This is a genomic window from Ruegeria sp. BA12, assembly GCF_056539625.1.
Map to the genome: position 1 here is coordinate 16517 of NZ_JBQFVF010000016.1, position 19346 is coordinate 35862.

A 19346-nucleotide genomic window follows, 5' to 3' on the forward strand; every position below is an offset into this window, starting at 1 on the left:
GACACTGAAATAGGGCTTTGAATTCTGCACCCCTGCCCCCAGATTATGCCACAAGTTTAATGACCGGAGGACCCATGACCCAATTCACTAAATCCCCCGAAGCCATCGCGGCATTGTCGCCCGAAGAGTTTCACGTCACGCAGCGCAGCGGAACTGAGCGCCCGGGCACCGGCAAATACCTGAGCAACAAGGAACCGGGTATTTACGTGGACATCGTCTCGGGCGAGCCGTTGTTCGCCTCGACCCACAAATACGAATCCGGTTGCGGCTGGCCCAGTTTCACAAAGCCCATCATCCATGAGCATGTGGAGGAGTTTCACGACGCCACCCATGGTATGATCCGCACCGAAGTCCGCTCGAAACACGGCGACAGCCATCTGGGACATGTGTTCCCGGACGGCCCGCGTGAACATGGCGGGCTGCGCTACTGCATCAACTCTGCCGCCTTGCGATTCATTCATCGCGATGAGATGGAGGCCGAAGGTTATGGCGAGTACCTGATCCATGTGGAGGACATCAAATGACCGAACAACGCGCCGTTCTTGCCGGGGGCTGTTTCTGGGGCATGCAAGACCTGATCCGCAAATTGCCGGGCGTGTCGCGCACGCGCGTTGGCTATACTGGCGGTGACGTGCCCAATGCCACCTATCGCAATCACGGCACCCATGCCGAAGGGATTGAGATCTTTTTCGATCCAGCCAAGATAACCTATCGCGAATTGCTGGAGTTTTTCTTTCAGATCCACGACCCGACCACGCCGAACCGTCAGGGCAATGACCGCGGGATGAGCTATCGCTCGGCCATCTATTTTGTCGATGACGAGCAAAAACAAGTGGCGCTGGATACGATCGCCGATGTGAATGCCAGCGGTCTGTGGCCCGGCAAAGTGGTGACCGAGGTCGAGCCCGTCAGTGATTTCTGGGACGCCGAGCCCGAACATCAGGATTACCTGGAACGTATCCCAAACGGTTACACTTGCCACTTCCCGCGCGCGGGGTGGGTTCTGCCCAAACGCGACGCGGCTGAATAATACGGGTAGCCCCCTGCGGGGCTATTCCGACGCAACGCGGGGCCTGCCACTGGCCTCAACGGTGACCATAGCCTCGACGAATACCTCCTGCGCTTCGATACGGGCAGTGCGGATGTCCCGGTCAACCACGACCCGTATATCCGCAGCCCCGGCCTGACGCACAGCGCCCTCTGCCTCGTCCCGCAGCACCGATTCAAGCATGTCCAGCGCCTTGTCGGACTCGGTGAAATCCTGTGGACCGTCCTCAAGATGTACCCTGAACCGCCCCTCGGACGGGGATGTCACCGTGCCGGACCGGCGCAGGGTCAGCCGTCCGACCACAGCACCGATGGCGTTGGCCACGCCCGCGTGTTCAGGCAGGATCATGCGGGCGTGCAGTCGTTCCCCAACCGCTGGGTAATAGCTGGGGGCCGAGGCCCCAAGACCCACCACATCCACATTCAACGCTGTATCCAGCGCCAAAAGTCCACGATGGCGCGCCAGCCCTTTTTGCGTCAGAACGTGACGGGCAAGATCGGCAGAAGGCACGCCAAAGTCATCGGCCTCTTCAGCAAAAGCACTCTCTAACAAGGTCAACGCGGTCTGTTCGGTCAACTGGTCCACGATCATCTGCGCCAGCTTTTCCGGTGATGCGGCCAACATGTCGCCGGTTCCTACACGCTTGCGCGCGACAATCTCCAACGCTTTACGCGCCGCATCCGCATCCCACGCATCCAGCCGGCCCAACATATGGCTGGCATCCGAAGGCGTCACGCCAGAGACCTGAACGATCCCGCGATCCACCAGGCGCGTCAGGGCACCGTTTTCCATCCGGGTGCGCAATAGATCGCTGAGCGGCATGACATTATTGCCCAACCGCTCCATCAACGCCTCTTCCCGCGCGCCCAGGCCTTCGGCGTGGATGCCTGGGACTTGGCGGGCAAACCGGGTATCATGTTCGCCCACCGTTGTGGACCGCAATTGCATATCCAAAACCGCGTGGACAACATCTGGTGCCTCAGATGCAATCAGGGAAACCGGCAAAACCCGTCGCGGCCCCAAAAACACACCGCCACCCAAACCTTCGGTCACCACATGCATCTGACTGTCACCACCCAGACCATGGGTACGCATCGCCACGGCTTCAACCATGGTGCGGAAACCGCCGACCTGAGCGCCCGCTGGGTCAATTGCAGGTTTGCCATCGCGGATCAGGGCCACATCCGTGGTCGTTCCACCGATATCCGACACCAGCGCATTCTCTGCCCCGGTCAGCCAACTGGCTCCGACGATAGACGCAGCAGGTCCGCTGAGGATGGTCTCAATCGGGCGTTCCCTTGCCTGTTCGGCACTCATCAACGCACCATCTCCACGCACAACCATCATCGGCGCGGTGATGCCCAATTCCAGCAACCGATCCTGTGCGCGCCCGATTAACCGGTCGATCATCCCGATCAAACGGGCGTTCAATACCGCCGTCACCGCCCGTTTCGGGCCGTTCAATTTGGCTGACAGATGATGTGAGCATGTCACCGGTGCGCCGGTCCTGTCGGTGATGATCCGTGCGGCCTCCAGCTCATGTGCGGGGTTGCGGGTGGCAAATTGCGAGGCCACCGCAAAGCCAGATATGCCTTTATGAGAGTCTAAAAATGCGTCCAACGCGGTCACATCCAACGGCGTGGTCTCTCCCCCGGCATGGGTGTGACCCCCGGAAATTACCAGCGCCGGATCGCCCTTCAGCGCATCCCGCAATCCGTGCTTATCCAGATCGCCATCCTTGAACCCGATGTAGATTAACGCAACCCGTCCACCCTGCCCTTCAACGAGCGCATTCGTGGCCAGTGTGGTCGACAAGGACGCCATGGAAATCTGCCCCGGTGCCACCTGCGCCGCATCCAGAACCGCCTGAATAGCCTTACCCACACCGATCGCCAGATCAGCTCGCGTGGTCAGGGACTTGGCCGAGGCGATCACCTCACGCTCATCCCGGATCAGCACCGCGTCGGTGTATGTTCCACCCGTATCCACCCCCAAAGCCAGCGCCATCGGGTTCTCCTTCCTGTTCGCTGCTGATGGGTGTAGCGGTTTGGACCGACACGTCCAGCCTGTTTGCGGCACTTACGCCAGTTGTTCGACCGCCCAGCGCGCGGCATCTGCCACCGTTGGGTCTGGATCTTCCACCAATCCTTGCGCCACCGGTCGCAACGAAGCCATTCCCGAATTGCCGATGGCATACAGAACATTACGCACGAACCGATCGCGCCCGATCCGTTTGATGGGCGACCCGGAAAACTTCGCCCGAAACGCGGCATCGTCCAATACCGCCAGCTCCGCCAGGGGTGGCGCTTTCAGATCGTCCCGTGCGGCGTACCGGACATCGCTGGCCGCAACGGCGAATTTGTTCCACGGACAGGCTGCCAGACAATCGTCGCAACCGTAAATCCGATTGCCCAGCTTGCCGCGCAGGTCTTCCTCAATCGGACCTTTATGTTCGATTGTCAGATACGAAATGCAGCGCCGCGCATCCAACTGATACGGGGCCGGAAACGCATCCGTTGGACATGAATCCAAACAAGCCCGGCATTTTCCACAATGATCGGTTTCGGCCACGTCGACCGGCAAGTCCAATGTCGTGAAAACAGAGCCTATAAAGGCCCAATTTCCCCAATCTCGGCTGACAAGGTTGGTATGTTTCCCCTGCCAACCCAGCCCTGCGGCATGGCCTAACGCCTTCTCTGGAACAGGCGCGGTATCAACAAAGACCTTAACTTCTCCGCCGCATTCGGCAATCAGCCAGCGCGCCAGCCGCTTCAACCGTTTCTTGACCAGATCATGATAATCCTTGTTCTGCGCATAGACAGAGATCGCCGCCCTGTCTGGATGATCCAGTATATCAGTCGGATCATGCTCGGGCGCATAGCTTTCGGCCAGCATGATCACCGACCGCGCCTCGGGCCACAGGGCCGCCGGATCACCCCGCCAATGGGTACGCTCAGCCATCCATCCCATTTGCCCATGATATTCAGCCTGAAGAAATGCCTCCAGCCGTGACGGCACCTGCGGTACATCCCAGGGTCGACAGATCCGGCAAGACACAAAGCCCTCGCTCAGTGCCTGCGCCACCAACTTTTCCTTTAGATCCGATCCGCTCTTCATCTGGCTAAAAATATCCTTGGGGGTGAATTGGCCTATAGGGCCAAAAAGGGGCAGACAGCCCTTGTTCTACCCTATCAGAAATCCAGATCGGCGTAATGCGCAGGGGGTCGGAATCCAGGCACCTGATCCGCAAGAATCGACCGAAACGCGGGGCGTGACTTGATCTTGGCATACCAGTCTTTCACCGCTTGCGATCTATTCCAGTCCACGTCCGAGATATAATCCAGCGCTGACAAATGTGCTGCAGCGGCAAAATCGGCCAATGTCATCTGATCCCCCGCAAGCCAACGGCGGTGATCCAAAAGCCAGGCCATGTAGTCCAGATGATATTTGATTGCCCGCGCGCCTTCCTTGACGTTCTTGCTGTCCGGATAGCCTTCACCGGTGACTTTCTTGTTCACCCGTTCATACAGCAGTTTCGAAGTCACCTCGTGGTGGAACTTATCATCGAACCATCCCACCAGACGCCGCACTTCGTACCGGCTTTCGGGTGTTTTCGGCATCAACGCAGGCTCCGGACGCGTTTCCTCGATATATTCACAAATCGCCGCGCTTTCCGCCATCACCTGCCCGTCCAGTCGCAACACCGGCACCTTTCCGGCAGGGTTGCGGCGCAGGAAATCCGGGTCTTTCTCCCAGTATTTCTCTTCGACCAGCTCAACCTCGATCTTCTTTTCCGCCAAAGACAGACGAACCTTGCGGCAATAAGGGGACAGGGGAACGTGAAACAAACGCGCCATGAGCTTCCAATCGAACCAGTGTATACCCCCCAGCTTTAGCCTTGAGGGGTGTTGAGTTTCAATCCTCGAAACAATCCGCGCGACCATCTGCGCGGATGGTGGCCGCTCCATCCAGGATCGACGCGGCCCGTCTGCGCGTCCGCACTGACGGATCAGTGACCGAGCGATTGCGGGGTGAGGGCAAAATCGCCGCGATCCGGGCCGCCTGAACCGGACTCAGCCGGGCAGCGGATACGTTGAAATTGCTTTGAGCCGCCGCTTCGACCCCAAATACGCCCTGTCCGGTTTCAGCGACGTTCAGATAGACCTCGAGAATACGCTGTTTGCTCCAGAAGATCTCGACAACCGGCGTGATCGAAGTTTCCAGCGCTTTACGCACCCAGCTGCGGCCCTGCCACAGGAATACGTTTTTCACCACCTGCTGGGTAATGGTCGACGCCCCGCGTGATCCGCCATCTTCCAGCGCATCGCGAATTGCCTCCACGTCAAAGCCCCAGTGTTGGCAGAAATTCGCATCCTCGGCCGCGACAACCGCGCGGGCCATGACGGGCGAGATCTCTTCTATCGGGACCCAGTCACGCTCGACCTTGCCCAGCCGGCGCCATTCAGACCAGATCGTGTGGGTCACGGGCGGGTTCACCACCGAATACAAAACGACCAATGCAACGACGAACACAACGGCCGCCAACAAGCCACGACTGACCCATCGGCGAAGCCGTTGCATCAGTGGGGTTTTGGCTTTGGATGCCTTTTTTTTCTTACCGCTTTTTTTGCGGACTGCTGCTTTTGCCATGTCACAGCTATACGACGTTGGGCGCGCGTTTGAAACGGGTGTTGTCGGTATAAGGGTTTAAGAAAACCCGCGCAGCCAATTGGCGCGCGGGTTTGAGACTGGTCTGTTGTAACCAGTTATTCAGCCGGAACAGCCGTTGCTTCGTTGGTCAGAGGGTGGCTGAGCTTGTTCAGCATCTCTTTTGGGCAAACCTGCAAGAAGTTGGCCTTTTCAACATCCCAATGCTGCAGAATGTCGGCGGCCTTGCGGCTGAAGGTCTCGGCCTGATGGGTTTCGATCAGCGATTTCAGCTGATCTTCCCAATGATCGACGGTCACCGGACAGGTCACCAGCGTTTCCATATTCATCAGCGCCTGCGCCTTGCCTTCCGGGTCGTACAGATAAGCCATGCCACCGGTCATACCCGCGCCAAAGTTGGCACCAATATCACCCAGGATCACCGCGATTCCGCCGGTCATGTATTCACACCCGTTCGAACCGCAGCCCTCGATCACAACCTTCGCGCCCGAGTTGCGCACCGCGAATCGCTCGCCCGCGCGACCTGCGGCAAACAGGTGGCCATCGGTGGCGCCGTACAGGACGGTGTTGCCGATGATGGTGTTGTCATCCGCCTTCAGCGGGCTGACCTGTGGTGGGCGCACGACGATGGTGCCGCCCGACAAACCCTTGCCGACATAGTCATTGGCGTCACCCGACACTTCCAGCTTCAACCCCGGTGCTGCAAACGCCCCCAGCGACTGACCGGCCGAGCCCTGCAGTTTGACGTGCAGGTGATCGGACTGGAACGTGTTCCGCATGCCAAAGTTCTGCACGATATGGCTTGAGACGCGGGTGCCCACAGTTCGGTGCGTGTTCTGCACCGCATAGGACAGCTGCATTTTCTCGCCGTCTTTCAGGAACCGCGCGGCATCCCGCACGATTTCAGCGTCCAGCGTATCCGGCACCGCGTTACGGTCCTTGTCGCGGTTGTAGACGATATCATGCGCGCCATCGACGGTGATCAGCAGCGGGTTGAGGTCCAGATCGTCCAGATGCGCCGATCCACGGCTGACCTGCGCCAACAGGTCGGCCCGGCCGATGATCTCATCAATCGAGCGCGCGCCGAGGCTGGCCAGCAGCTCACGCACTTCCTGCGCGTAGAAGGTGATCAGGTTCACCACCTTGTCTGCATTACCGGCGAATTTGGCGCGCAGGTCCTCGTCCTGCGTACAGACACCAACCGGGCAGGTGTTCGACTGGCACTGACGCACCATGATACAGCCCATCGCGATCAGGGCGGCAGTGCCGATGCCGTATTCCTCGGCCCCCATCATCGCGGCCATGACGATATCGCGACCAGTCCGCAGACCACCATCGGTCCGCAGGGTGACACGATCGCGCAGGTTATTCATTGCCAGAACTTGATGCGCCTCGGTCAGGCCCATCTCCCACGGCAAACCGGCATATTTGATCGACGTCGCGGGCGACGCACCTGTACCACCGTTGTGGCCCGAGATCAGGATCACATCCGCCTTGGCCTTGGCCACACCGGCGGCAATCGTGCCAACGCCCGAAGACGCCACCAGTTTCACCGTCACTTTGCAGCGCGGGTTGATCTGTTTCAGATCATAGATCAGCTGCGCCAGATCCTCGATCGAGTAGATATCGTGGTGCGGCGGCGGCGAGATCAGCGTCACGCCCTTGGTCGAATGGCGTAAACGCGCGATCAGGTCGGTGACCTTCATGCCCGGCAGCTGACCACCCTCACCCGGTTTCGCACCTTGGGCGACCTTGATCTCCAGCTCTTCACATTGATTCAGGTATTCCGCAGTCACACCGAACCGGCCCGACGCCACCTGTTTGATCTTGGCTGACGGATTGTCGCCATTGGGTTCCGGTACGAAATGGGCCGGATCTTCACCACCCTCGCCCGAGTCGGATTTCGCACCGATCCGGTTCATCGCCACGTTCAGCGTCTTGTGCGCCTCGGGGCTGAGTGCGCCCAGCGACATGCCTGGCGTGACAAAGCGTTTGCGGATCGAGGTGATCGATTCCACCTCTTCAATCGGCACCGGTTTGCCCATGGGTTTGAAATCCATCAGGTCGCGCAGATGGATCGGCGGGTTCGACTGCATCTTGGCCGAATATTGCTTCCACAATTCATATGAAGCCCTATTACAGGCCATCTGCATCATATGCATCGAGGTTGCTTCCCACGCGTGAGTCTCACCCGACTTGCGTGCTTTGTAGAAACCGCCGATGGGCAGCACATCCAGACCGCTGTCCCAGCCTTTGGTGTGAATTTCTTCGGCTTTGACGCGGATGCCGTGAATACCGATGCCCGAGATACGGCTGATCATGCCTGGGAAATACTCGGCCACCATGGCACGGCTCAGACCAACGGCTTCGAAATTCAGACCGCCTCGGTAAGAGGAGACAACCGAGATACCCATCTTGGCCATGATCTTGAGAAGACCCTGATCGATTGCCTCGCGATAGCGGGCCACATTTTCGGTCAGCGTGCCATCCAGCAGGCCACGTTCAATGCGGTCGGCCAGCGAATCCTCGGCCAGGTAGGCGTTCACAACTGTCGCACCACAGCCAATCAACACGGCAAAATAGTGCGGGTCGATACATTCCGCCGACCGCACGTTGAGCGAGCTGAAGGTCCGCAGACCCTGACGTGTCAGATGGCTGTGTACCGCGCTTGTGGCCAGGATCATCGGCATCGCCACTTTGTCCGGCCCGGAATACTGATCGGTCAGCACCAGATGCCCTGCACCAGAACGCACGGCCTCTTCCGCTTCGGCTCTAATACGGATCAAAGCGCGGTCCAGCGCGCCCTCACCGGGTTCAAAGCTGCAATCGATCTCAGCCAGCGGCGCGTTGAAGTTTTCGGCCAGAATTTCCCACTGAGCGTTGCCGACAAAAGGGCTTTCCAGAACGATGATCTCGGTCTGGCTACTGTCCTCGTCCAGCACGTTCTTGAGGTTCCCGAACCGCGTCTTCAACGACATCACGCGGTATTCGCGCAAGCTGTCGATGGGCGGGTTGGTCACCTGGCTGAAATTCTGCCGGAAGAAATGGCTCAGCGGACGGTACTGCTTTGACAGCACAGCTGAAGGCGTGTCATCCCCCATCGAGGCCAAAGCCTCTTTGCCGTCCTCGGCCATGGGTGCAAGGATCTGCTCAAGTTCTTCGACCGAATATCCAGCCGCGATCTGACGCTTGCGCAGTTCCTCACCCCTAAACAAGGGCTGTTCGGTTACACTGCCCAGCGTGGTGTCCAGATCGTTGATTTTACCGACCCAGTCGCCGAACGGCAGGGCGCGCGCCAGCTTGTCCTTGATTTGCTTGTCACGGAACAGCTTGCCCTTCTTCATATCCACGGCCAACATCTGCCCCGGACCCAGCGCGCCTTTTTCTGTCACAGTGGCCTCATCAATCGGCACCATGCCAGCCTCAGAGCCCGCAATCACCAGACCATCGCCCGTCACCACATAGCGCATCGGGCGCAACCCGTTCCGGTCCAGACCGGCACAGACCCAGCGGCCATCGGTCATCGCCAGCGCGGCGGGACCGTCCCACGGCTCCATCACCGAGTTGCAGTAGGAATACATGTCACGCCAGGCCTGCGGCAGTTCCACCGCCTGCTTGGACCAGCTTTCCGGCACCAGCATGGTTTTCGCCATCGGGGCCGAGCGGCCCGCGCGCACCAGAACCTCGAAAACCGAGTCTAATGCGGCCGAATCTGACGATCCACCCGCGATGATCGGCTTGATGTCTTCGGCATAGTCGCCAAAGGTGCCACTGGCCATGCGGATCTCATGACTTTTCATCCAGTTGACGTTGCCCTTCAGGGTGTTGATTTCACCATTATGGGCCAGCATCCGGAACGGTTGCGCCAACCACCATTGCGGGAAGGTGTTGGTCGAATAGCGCTGGTGATAGATCGCAAAGGCGGATTCAAACCGCTCATCCATCAGGTCGGGGTAGAAAACCGCGACCTGCTCAGCCAGCATCATGCCTTTATAGATGATCGAGCGGCAGCTCAGCGACGCCAGATACAGGTCCGAAATCCCGGAAGCGGCGGCAGCTTTTTCAATACGGCGACGGATGACGTATAGTTCACGCTCGAACGTCTCTTCATCTACACCTTTCGAGTTCGAGATCAGGATCTGTTCGATCTCGGGCCGGGTCGCGTTGGCCTTTTCACCCAAGCAGGTCACATCGACCGGCACGTGCCGCCAGCCGTAGATGTAATAGCCCATGCGCAGAACTTCGGTTTCTACGATGGTCCGGCACTGTTCCTGCGCGCCGAAATCGGTACGAGGCAGAAACACCTGACCGACAGCGATCAACTGGTCCAGATTGGGCTCATGACCTGTGCGGCGGATTTGGTCATAGAAAAAACGAACCGGGATCTGCACGTGGATGCCCGCACCATCGCCGGTCTTGCCATCAGCATCCACGGCGCCGCGGTGCCAGATCGCTTTCAGCGCATCAATACCGGCGTCGACAACCTTGCGTGATGCTTTGCCGTCAACGGATACAACAAGACCCACGCCACAGGAAGAATGCTCTTCTTCCTCGGAATAGAGACCGTTTTTCGCCATCCATTCACGTTTGGCTTCTTCGGCCCGTACCCAATCGGCATCATATTTGGTCATTGGCTGTCTCCTTCTTCCGAGGGGGCAAACATCGCCTCGACCTCAGCTTTGGTCATTTGCTTGCGCTCACCTGCGAACGCATACCCTTTGGGCTTTTTGTCGATAAAAAGTTCCAGTTGCAGTCCGTGGCCCGTATCTTCGAACAGGCCCGCTGCCATTTCTGTGTGTCCGTGCATGTCGCCGGGCGCGGTGACCCGATACCACAGGGCCGAGCCGCATTCGGCGCAAAAGGCGCGCTCGGCCCAGTCGGACGAGGTAAAGGTCTTGACCGGTCCCAGCGCGGCATACCCCTCTTCGGCTTGAAAACTCACCAGCATTGAACTGGTCCAGCGGCGGCACTGGTCGCAATGACAGGCACCCAGCGCATCCTTCGCTGGGGTGGCGGTGACGGTGACCGCACCGCACATGCATTGGCCTTGCAGTTCAGGCATTCCTGACCCTCCTGTCGCTGGGCTGGGTGTTACTCGGCTGCGACGGCAGCCTTGCTGTTAAACCTGTCGATGATCGCATCGGCACAGTCGCGGCCGTCACGGATCGCCCAGACCACCAGCGAGGCGCCACGCACGATGTCACCAATGGCATAGACACCGTCCATCTCGGTTTCGCCGGTTTGGAACGCGGCCTTAACGGTGCCCCAACGGGTTACGGGCAGGTCGGGCTGACCAAACAGCGTAGGCAGGTCTTCGGGCTCAAAGCCCAGCGCCTTGATGACCAGATCGGCCTCTTCGACATAGTCCGCACCTTCGATGACCTCGGGGGCTTGGCGGCCAGTGGCATCTGGCTGACCCAGACGCATCTTTTGCACCATCACGCCAGAAACCTTGTCATCGCCGGTGAACCCTTTGGGGGCGCTCAGCCATTCAAAGATCACGCCTTCTTCCTCGGCATTCTGCGTTTCACGCTGCGATCCCGGCATGTTTGCCCGGTCACGGCGGTACAGGCATTTGACCGAGGTCGCCCCTTGACGGACCGAGGTGCGTACGCAGTCCATCGCGGTATCGCCGCCACCAATCACAACAACTTTTTTACCGTTGGCATTCAGCCGGCCATTGTCGAAATCCTCGACCGCGTCACCAAAGCTTTTGCGATTCGAAGCGGTCAGGAAATCAATGGCAATTTCGATACCATTCAGGCCACTGCCTGGCATGGACAGATCACGGGACTTGTAGACCCCGGTTGCGATGATCACTGCATCATGCTTGGCGCGAATGTCGTCGAATTTGGCGGCGTCCACGTCGCAGTTCAGCTCGAAATTGACCCCGCCATCAGCCAGCAATTCGTTGCGACGCTGAACAATGTCCTTTTCCAGCTTGAAGCCTGGAATACCGTACATCAACAGGCCACCGGCACGGTCGTGACGATCATACACAGTGACCTGAATGCCAGCCCGGCGTAGCATGTCCGCAGCCGCCAATCCACCGGGTCCGCCGCCTATGATACCGACGCTTTCGCTGCGCTCGGCACCAGGTGCAACGGGGGTCACCCAGCCTTTGTCCCAGGCGGTGTCCGTGATGTACTTCTCAATCGTTCCGATGGTAACCGTGCCGTGACCTGATTGTTCGATCACACAATTGCCTTCACAAAGACGATCCTGCGGGCAAATGCGGCCGCAGATTTCCGGGAAGGTATTGGTGGCCTGGCTGGTCTGATACGCCTCCTCCAGACGGCCCGTGGCGGTCAGGCGCAGCCAATCAGGAATGTTGTTGTGCAGCGGGCAATGCGACTGACAATAGGGAACACCGCATTGGCTGCAGCGACTAGCCTGTTCTTCCGCCTTGGCTGCGGCGTATTCAGCATAGATTTCGTCAAAGTCTTCTTTGCGGTCATCGGCGGCACGCTTTTCAGGCATGACGCGGTCGATCTGCACAAATTTCAGCATCGGTTGCTTGGCCACGGGTCAGACTCCATGAATTGGCTTGGTCGCGCCTGTTTAAGAGATACCTTACGGAATTAAAAGTCAATTATGCTGACCTAAATTAAAAAAATATACGACGTCAGGAAAAGTAATTGGAAAATGTCGTCATTTTTAGTTCCGTTTCGGACCCTTTTACGTGCTTTCCTTTTCGGCACCGCACTTATACCCATTTCCCCTAACAATACGCGGCGGCAGCACGGCAGGTTAAATGAGTCTATTTCAGTTGATTCTCGCGGCAATTATTCAGGGGATAACTGAGTTTTTGCCGATCTCTTCCTCGGGTCACCTGATCCTGCTGCCCAGCTTGACCGGAATGGAAGATCAGGGGCTGGCCATCGACGTCGCCGTGCATGTCGGCACGTTGGGCGCGGTTATCCTGTATTTCTGGTCCGATGTGAAACAGGCCGCTGCCGGCCTGCCACACGCCCTGACCGGGCAGATCGACACCCCGCAAGCACGGCTGGCGATGAGCCTGATCATCGCAACGATTCCCACGGTTATCGTCGGTGCAATTCTTTTCACAACTGGTTTCAGCCAGTCCCTCCGATCCATGGCGGTGATTGGCTGGACCATGCTGGGTTTCGGATTGTTGCTGTATTGGATGGACCAGAAGGGCCCCCAAACCAAGAAAGCCAACGATTGGGGCCCGCGCGATGCGGTCATCATGGGTTTGTGGCAGGTTCTGGCGTTGATCCCCGGCACCTCGCGGTCAGGCATCACCATCACCGGCGCGCGGCAGCTGGGGTATAGCCGCGAAGACGGCGCGCGGATCGCGATGCTGATGTCGATCCCGACGATTCTGGCCTCGGGCGTATTACTGTCGACACAGGTAATCCGCGAGGCTGATGCCCAACTGGCTAAGGACGGTGCCATAGCCGCTTTTTTTGCCTTTATCTCGGCCTTATTGGCGCTGTCCCTGATGATGCGCCTGCTGCGCAGCGTCAGCTTTACGCCTTATGTAATATATCGCGTGATTCTTGGGGCAACCCTGCTGGTGATTGCCTATAGCTGATCAGGTACGCAGGTTGTCTGCCGACTTCTGGATCTCATCATACTGGCCCGAGGGACGGAACTTCCACAGGTAGTCCGGCAAGATGGATTCCAAAGTAGCCGGTTCGATCCCCAAATCGCCAAAGCCTTTGGCATCGCCCGACACCACATTGTCCCGGCGCAGATTCGTCAGCTGATCGCGCGTCAGAATGTGATTGGGAAACAGCTGAAAACTGACAAATTTGGCTATATCCAGCACACCCGCCATGATCCGGGCGGCCCAGAACGGCACACCAACAATCACCCGGCGGCGATGAATCACCCCCAGCATCTGTTGCATCAGCGCGCGGAAGGATTTTACCTCTGGGCCGCCCAGCTCATAATTGCCACCCTCGGCCTGCCCCAGAACGCCCTGCACGGCGGCCTTGGCGACATCATCCACATAGACCGGCTGGAACTTGGTCTCTGCGCCGACCAAGGGCAGGAACGGCCCCATCCGGGTCATCCCGGCAAAGCGGTTAAAGAACTGGTCCTCGGTTCCGAAAATAACCGACGGGCGCAGGATCACCGCGTTCGGCATATGCGCCAGCACACCGGCCTCGCCCTGTGCTTTGGTGCGGGAATACTCGCTTTTGGACGTGGCGTCCGCGCCGATGGCCGAGATATGCACCATCCGCGCAACACCCTGTTCGGCAGCGATGCGCGCGATCCGCTCAGCCCCTTCGGCCTGTACCGCGTCAAATTCGTTCTTACCCAGCTCGTTCAGCACACCCACGCAGTTCACCACCGCATCGGCCCCATGCATCATGGCAGCAACCGACGCATCATCGCGGATGTTGCACAAGATGGGTTCAACCTGACCAACCACGCCATAAGGTTTGACGAACATCGCCTCGTTTGGGCGCCGCACTGCGACCCGCACACGCCATCCTTCATTTGCCATACGCCGGGCGATATACCGACCTACAAATCCCGATCCGCCATAAATCGTGACCAGTTTGGACATGCGAGGGCTCCTGCTGATTGGTCTTGATCCGATCTACCGCCCAAAGCCCCGGCAAACAAGGCGCAATAACGCCGCGCGTCCGCGAAAACCCCGACAATTTCCCAAGCGTTTCGGAGGTGGGTCAAAAAACTTGTGAAAATCTTCCCGAATCTGGTTGACGCCCCCCGTCAGTAGGCTTAAACGCCGCTCCACGACACCTGCCCAGGTGGCGGAATTGGTAGACGCGCTAGCTTCAGGTGCTAGTGTCCGTATGGACGTGGAGGTTCGAGTCCTCTCCTGGGCACCAAATCCCCGACAGATTTTTGGCTTGTTTCTGATCGTATCAGATACGTGTTCGGGTGACGTATTCCCCCAATTTTTATCTATTAGACGTCTCTCCCTTCCGGCTATGCTTTGCCAGATTACTGCGGAGACAGACTGGCTAAATGGTCCCGTTCAGGCCTTAGCGTGACCCGCATCTTTCGTGACGCTACGTCACGAAAACGGGCCGGGTGAGTGAGCATCTTTACGTAAAGGTAAGCTATCCAATCATTTTTTGACTGGTCGGTTAATAAATGACGCAAAAACCCGGATTCTTCCCCCTTACGGTGGCAAACGACTTGCCTAAATGCGCCCTGTCGCTGCGGATCATCACTCACGGATTAATGATCCTCGAGCTCTCGACCATAGGGTTCGGGTCGGGTCCGCAGCGGCAAATTTTTACGCTTTGAATTTGAAGGACCGCAACAATGAAGAAAATTTCGTTTCTTAGTCGCTTCAAGTTAATGAAAGCGCACCGGATGGACGTTTCAGAAGATGACCTGTCTTCGGATAATCGGCGCAGGCTGCCCCTGGTGAAGAAATCTGAACTCAAGGTGCTCTTTCGAAACGTGCTGGAAGAAAAGCAGGCTGACCTGCCATCGCGACGCCGGTGATGGCATACCAACGACGGTTTAGAGCCCTCCGTTTGAACGGGTCAAGCTTACCCTGTCAGACCCGGGATTTTTCGAACTTTTCCCAAGCGGATTGAAACGCATTGAAATCAAACCCCGGCTGTGCGGCGGCGTCGAGGACGATGCGTTCGGTGGACAGCAATTTCTGGATTGCGCCCTCTAGTTGGTCAACAACATCTTCTGGTATCACCAGCGCTCCGTGCTGATCGGCATGGATCAGATCACCAGGATTGACCGAAAGACCAAAGATCAAGACCGGCGTATCGACCTCACGCACGTGGACGAAACCGTGGCTGGGCCCGACCGATCCGGCAACCACCGGGAACCCCTGTGGCAGATCGCCAAGGTCGCGCATAACGCCGTTCGTCAGCGCGCCTGACATGCCAAACCCCTTGTGAACGGTGGTATTGATCTCACCCCAATAGGCGCCGATGCAATTGGGGAAATCGACATCTTCGATCACCGCGACCGAGGGTGCGGGACCTTCGGCCATGTATTTGTAATAGGCCATCCGGCGTTCCCTGATGACCTCGAGCGCCTCTGACGGAGGCTGCACAGCGGCGATCTTTGCCGTACGGGCATAGCCCACGATCGCAGGTTCCGACGGGGCCGAACACAGCATGGTGCCGCGCGAGAAGCCGTCAAATCCGCGCTTGCCCTGCGCCACCTCGATGGCGTTGCAGACGGTGGGGGTGTCAACCTTGCGCAACAGGGTCAGAAGGGAAGGTGTCATGGGGCCTCCAGCCAGCGGATCAGGGCCGCTGTTGTGTCATTGGGTTGTTCCAGAGTGGGCAGGTGCCCGGCCTCTTCGATGATTTGTAACGTGCTGTTGGGCAGAAAGTCGTGCATCAACTGGTGTCGCTCGACCGGGCACAGGCCATCCTCGCGCCCGCACATCACCAGTGAGGGACCCGTGTAGACAGCCAGTGTTTCAGTCTGGTCAGGGCGATCCATCAAAGCGCGGGATTGGCGCAGGAATACATCCGGACCCAGATCAACGGCCATCGCCATGCATAGGTCCAGAATCGCCCCCTGATGCGGACCGTCGGCCAAGTAATTGGGCTTCATCTCGTCGCGCATCACCTGCCGCAACTGACCTTCCTGAACGGCCTTCATCTGCGGCCCACGCCGGGCTTTGACCTCGGGCTTTTCGGCCAGTGGATTGGTGTCCAACAGCGCCAGCCGTTCAACGCGGCCGGGGGCTTGCCGCACCACCTCCATCGCAACGATGCCGCCCATCGACAGGCCGGCCAGCGCAAAGACCGACGGTGCGTTTGACAAGATTTCGGCTGCCATCTCCTGAACACTGTCCTGCGTCACCAGCGGGAAGGTCATCAGCGGCCGTGACCCGGACAACGCAGCGATCTGCGGCTGAAACAACCGAGCATCACACATCATACCCGGCAAAAGAACCAGCGGTGTCATGCCGAGGCCAGCTTTGCACCCTCGGATAATGCCGTCAGCTTGGCGTAGGCAATATCGGGATCCACCGCGCCAAAGCCTGCAAAGGTGCCAAACCCACAATCGCTGCCTGCGATCACCCGATCAGCACCGACGATATTGGTAAAGCGCGTGATCCGCTGCGCCACTAATTCAGAGTGTTCGACGAAATTGGTGGTGGTGTCGACCACACCGGGAACCAGAACCTTGTCGTCCGGAATCTCGGAATTACGGTCGCGGAACACGGTCCATTCATGGGCGTGGCGCGGGTTCGAGGTTTCAAACAGCACGTAGCGGGATTTGGTCGCCATCAGAGTGCTGAACACCTTATCCATGGCGATGTCACAACAATGTGGCCCTTCGTAATTGCCCCAGCAGATATGCACCCGCACCCGGTCCTGCGGAACATTCTGCAGCGCGTGGTTCAGGGCCTCGACATGCATGTCGGCGATCTTGACGAACTCTTCATCGGTCAGGTCGGTGAACAGCATGTGCCGCGACAGGGCCAGATCAGGGCAATCCAGCTGCAAATCCAACCCGGCGGCCACGATGGTTTCGTATTCCTCCTTCATCGCATCGGCCAGCGCGGCCAGATAAGCCTCACGCGTGGGGTAGAAATCGTTCTGCAGAAACAGCGAGATGACCCCTGGTGAGGCGGCATTCATAAAGCCCCGCTCGGCCTCGTGCTGCGCCATCGCAGCCTTGAGGTTGGCGATATCCTTCTCAAGCTCACCCTGCCCTTTCGACCGCACCTCGCCGGTACATTGAGGCCGCGCGTATTGGGGCGTACCGCCATCATCAGCCAGCCGTTGCAGAAAACCGGGGAACATCTTCAGATCGGCGGGCGCATTGCGCGGGCTATCGCCCGAAAACCCGGTGTAACGGTCTTTGACATAGGTGGCATAAGAGATCTTCGAGGTTTCGCCGTCACTGACGATCTGCACACCGGCTTCGACCTGTTTGCGCACGGTCTCGGACACGGCCTTGGTCATGCAGGCGTCAAAGGCAGCGGGGTCAAAGGGTTCCTCCCGCTCGCGCGCAAAAATGAAATCCACCACATCCTGAGTTCGTGGCAAGGATCCGACATGTGTTGTCTTTACGGTCATGGAACCTCCGTTAATTCTTGCGTGCCATCAGCACAGTATGGCTTTGGGTTTCCGGGTCCTTGGCCAAAAACCCTGTCATGATCATCCCGTTTTCTTCGAGGCAGGTGGCGTAACCGGCGGGTGAGAGCGAGGCGTGATACACGGGTTCCCCGCCAACAGTTCCCTGTTCCTCGCCAGCGCTGGGGCCAACGGTCAACATCAGCATTCCGCCCTTGCGCAGATGGCGGGCCATTCGGGCGATACAGCTCTTCTGCTCGTCAGCAGTCAGGTGGAAAAAGCTGTTCCAGGCGACAATACCATCAAAGCTCTGGTCCAGCTCGAAATCCCGCATGTCGGCCTGTCGCCAGTCTCCATCAGGCCAGCGGCTGCGGGCGATCTCAAGCATGGCCTCGGAAAAATCGACACCTGTGACGGTGAACCCTTCGGCCTTGAACCAGCGGGCGATGGGCTCACCGGTACCGCAGCCCAGATCAAGGACGTGATCGCCGGGCTTCAGACTGGCGGTGAAGCGCGCCAGCCAGCGCGCTTCGAACAAAGCCCGCGAGCGTTGCTCGTCATAGGCTTTGGCCTGCCGTTCATAAACGGCGTGGGTATCGTTCGGATCGACGGTCATCCGACCCATGTGGCTCCGGCGGGGTCATCGGTCGCCGTGATGCGGTACAGGCCTGCCTGCCCGGTCATGGACGGCGCGACGGTGTAAGCCTCACCCGGCATAACCAGCGCGGTATCGCCGTTTGACAATGTGACCTCATATCCGTCTACGGTGATACGCCAATGGCCGCTGGCCGGCATCAGAACCACAGGCTTCTCAGCTTTGACCGGATCATTCACAGCCGAACCACGGGTCAGGAAATCAACCTCGAACCCCGGCTTGTCCTTGATAAGACCGGTCTCACCAATCACCAGCGCAGGTTTTTCAGCGCCCAGCGCCATCAGGTCCCAATAGCGGGCGACGTATTTGCCGATCACCGCGTCGACCGGCACCTCGGGATAGGCTTGCAACTCTGCTTCGTTCAACAAGGGCATCGGCCGGACATTGTGGGGCAGTTCCTGACCCTTTTTGCTGTCGTAAAGCACACCGTTGTCGCCCAGCATCAGACCATGCGCCTGTGCGTCCTCGATCACCTGCGGCGCCCACGTGACACCGCCACCGGCATCATCACCCCCCAGGATCGACATGATCATGCCGTAGTCCTGTCCGACATTCTCGAACCCGCGGAAGATACCTGTGGGGATGTTAAAGATATCCCCCTCTTCGGCAATGAATTCTCCGGCTGTGCCATAGCGTCCCCAAAAGAACCGCCAGCGGCCTTTCGCGACAAAGAACACCTCGGCCGTGGTGTGGCTGTGCAGCGAGTTTCGGCATTTCGGCGGCTGACCCGCCGCGCCGATGTTAAAGCCGATCTTGTCGGTGATGTGGACGTGCTGATCGGGCGATTCCGACACGCCGCCACCGATGATGGTAAAGTTCTCTTTCTGATCGCTGCCCGGAGTGTGAGCGTCGATAAAGGCGGTTTTACAGGGTTGCAGCTCGCCATAACGGACGATGCGTTGTTGAATAGTACTCATGACGGTGTCTCCTTGGATTTGGGGGAAAGATGGGATCAATT

The 19346-nt window shown here is 58.5% G+C and carries 17 protein-coding genes and 1 tRNA gene; 5 read left to right on the forward strand and 13 right to left on the reverse strand.

All coding sequences use genetic code 11. The annotated features are described in order from the left end of the window. Positions 1 to 74 precede the first annotated feature (74 nt). Both msrB and msrA read left to right on the forward strand, forming a co-directional pair. Positions 75 to 524 carry a peptide-methionine (R)-S-oxide reductase MsrB gene (gene msrB, locus ACR0B0_RS20295; protein WP_170349474.1) on the forward strand — a complete coding sequence of 150 codons (450 nt, stop codon included), beginning with the start codon at positions 75 to 77 and terminating at the stop codon, positions 522 to 524. Next, on the forward strand, positions 521 to 1030 hold the full coding sequence (gene msrA / locus ACR0B0_RS20300; RefSeq protein ID WP_170349476.1) for a peptide-methionine (S)-S-oxide reductase MsrA: 510 nt from the start codon (positions 521 to 523) through the stop codon (positions 1028 to 1030). Before msrB ends, msrA begins: the two co-directional genes overlap by 4 nt. Before the next feature lie 21 nt (positions 1031 to 1051). On the opposite strand, the gene ACR0B0_RS20305 is transcribed toward msrA, so the two are convergent. The 7 genes from ACR0B0_RS20305 to ACR0B0_RS20335 form a co-directional block, all read right to left on the reverse strand. After that, complete coding sequence (locus ACR0B0_RS20305; RefSeq protein ID WP_480649349.1) at positions 1052 to 3055, reverse strand: hydantoinase/oxoprolinase family protein; 2004 nt, start codon at positions 3053 to 3055, stop codon at positions 1052 to 1054. A gap of 72 nt (positions 3056 to 3127) precedes the next feature. Then, positions 3128 to 4165 (reverse strand): tRNA epoxyqueuosine(34) reductase QueG, encoded by a 1038-nt coding sequence (gene queG / locus ACR0B0_RS20310; RefSeq protein WP_480649351.1) that lies wholly within the window; start codon positions 4163 to 4165, stop codon positions 3128 to 3130. Between the two features lie 74 nt (positions 4166 to 4239). Next, positions 4240 to 4905 carry an FtsZ-binding protein FzlA gene (gene fzlA, locus ACR0B0_RS20315; protein ID WP_170349481.1) on the reverse strand — a complete coding sequence of 222 codons (666 nt, stop codon included), beginning with the start codon at positions 4903 to 4905 and terminating at the stop codon, positions 4240 to 4242. 58 nt (positions 4906 to 4963) lie between these two features. Further along, positions 4964 to 5698 (reverse strand): monofunctional biosynthetic peptidoglycan transglycosylase, encoded by a 735-nt coding sequence (gene mtgA, locus ACR0B0_RS20320; protein WP_170361165.1) that lies wholly within the window; start codon positions 5696 to 5698, stop codon positions 4964 to 4966. A 116-nt stretch (positions 5699 to 5814) separates the two neighbouring features. Next, the gene (gltB, locus tag ACR0B0_RS20325) at positions 5815 to 10347 is read right to left on the reverse strand and encodes a glutamate synthase large subunit (protein WP_480649354.1); all 4533 of its coding nucleotides are present in this window, start codon (positions 10345 to 10347) and stop codon (positions 5815 to 5817) included. After that, positions 10344 to 10778, reverse strand: coding sequence for a GFA family protein (locus ACR0B0_RS20330; protein ID WP_170550445.1), 435 nt, complete (start codon positions 10776 to 10778; stop codon positions 10344 to 10346). The genes gltB and ACR0B0_RS20330 overlap by 4 nt, the downstream gene beginning before the upstream one ends. 29 nt (positions 10779 to 10807) lie before the next feature. Further along, a complete protein-coding gene (locus ACR0B0_RS20335) occupies positions 10808 to 12241 on the reverse strand; it encodes an NAD(P)-dependent oxidoreductase (protein WP_170349487.1) in 1434 nt (477 codons plus the stop codon). Positions 12242 to 12470: 229 nt separating this feature from the next. Between ACR0B0_RS20335 and ACR0B0_RS20340 the strand changes: the two genes are divergently transcribed. Further along, entirely contained in the window at positions 12471 to 13274 is an 804-nt protein-coding gene (locus ACR0B0_RS20340; RefSeq protein WP_170411224.1) for an undecaprenyl-diphosphate phosphatase, read from the forward strand. Here the strand turns inward: ACR0B0_RS20340 and ACR0B0_RS20345 are convergent, their stop codons facing one another. Next, complete coding sequence (locus ACR0B0_RS20345) at positions 13275 to 14258, reverse strand: complex I NDUFA9 subunit family protein (protein ID WP_480649355.1); 984 nt, start codon at positions 14256 to 14258, stop codon at positions 13275 to 13277. It lies immediately after the preceding gene. A 199-nt stretch (positions 14259 to 14457) separates the two neighbouring features. Here ACR0B0_RS20345 and ACR0B0_RS20350 point away from each other — a divergent pair. Both ACR0B0_RS20350 and ACR0B0_RS20355 read left to right on the forward strand, forming a co-directional pair. Further along, positions 14458 to 14544, forward strand: a tRNA-Leu gene (locus ACR0B0_RS20350). A 442-nt stretch (positions 14545 to 14986) separates the two neighbouring features. Beyond that, positions 14987 to 15172, forward strand: coding sequence for a hypothetical protein (locus ACR0B0_RS20355; RefSeq protein WP_480649357.1), 186 nt, complete (start codon positions 14987 to 14989; stop codon positions 15170 to 15172). Between the two features lie 55 nt (positions 15173 to 15227). Here ACR0B0_RS20355 and ACR0B0_RS20360 read toward each other — a convergent pair whose 3' ends face one another. The 5 genes from ACR0B0_RS20360 to ACR0B0_RS20380 are packed head-to-tail and all read right to left on the reverse strand — an operon-like array spanning position 15228 to position 19305. Next, positions 15228 to 15923, reverse strand: a complete 696-nt coding sequence (locus tag ACR0B0_RS20360) for an RraA family protein (protein WP_480649359.1) — start codon at positions 15921 to 15923, stop codon at positions 15228 to 15230. Continuing rightward, the gene (locus ACR0B0_RS20365; RefSeq protein ID WP_480649361.1) at positions 15920 to 16615 is read right to left on the reverse strand and encodes an alpha/beta fold hydrolase; all 696 of its coding nucleotides are present in this window, start codon (positions 16613 to 16615) and stop codon (positions 15920 to 15922) included. Before ACR0B0_RS20365 ends, ACR0B0_RS20360 begins: the two co-directional genes overlap by 4 nt. Continuing rightward, positions 16612 to 17736, reverse strand: a complete 1125-nt coding sequence (locus tag ACR0B0_RS20370) for a cobalamin-independent methionine synthase II family protein (RefSeq protein ID WP_480649363.1) — start codon at positions 17734 to 17736, stop codon at positions 16612 to 16614. The genes ACR0B0_RS20365 and ACR0B0_RS20370 overlap by 4 nt, the downstream gene beginning before the upstream one ends. A gap of 10 nt (positions 17737 to 17746) precedes the next feature. Beyond that, a complete protein-coding gene (locus tag ACR0B0_RS20375; protein WP_170376636.1) occupies positions 17747 to 18358 on the reverse strand; it encodes a class I SAM-dependent DNA methyltransferase in 612 nt (203 codons plus the stop codon). Next, a complete protein-coding gene (locus ACR0B0_RS20380) occupies positions 18346 to 19305 on the reverse strand; it encodes a cupin domain-containing protein (RefSeq protein ID WP_425081197.1) in 960 nt (319 codons plus the stop codon). The genes ACR0B0_RS20375 and ACR0B0_RS20380 overlap by 13 nt, the downstream gene beginning before the upstream one ends. Positions 19306 to 19346: the final 41 nt, after the last annotated feature.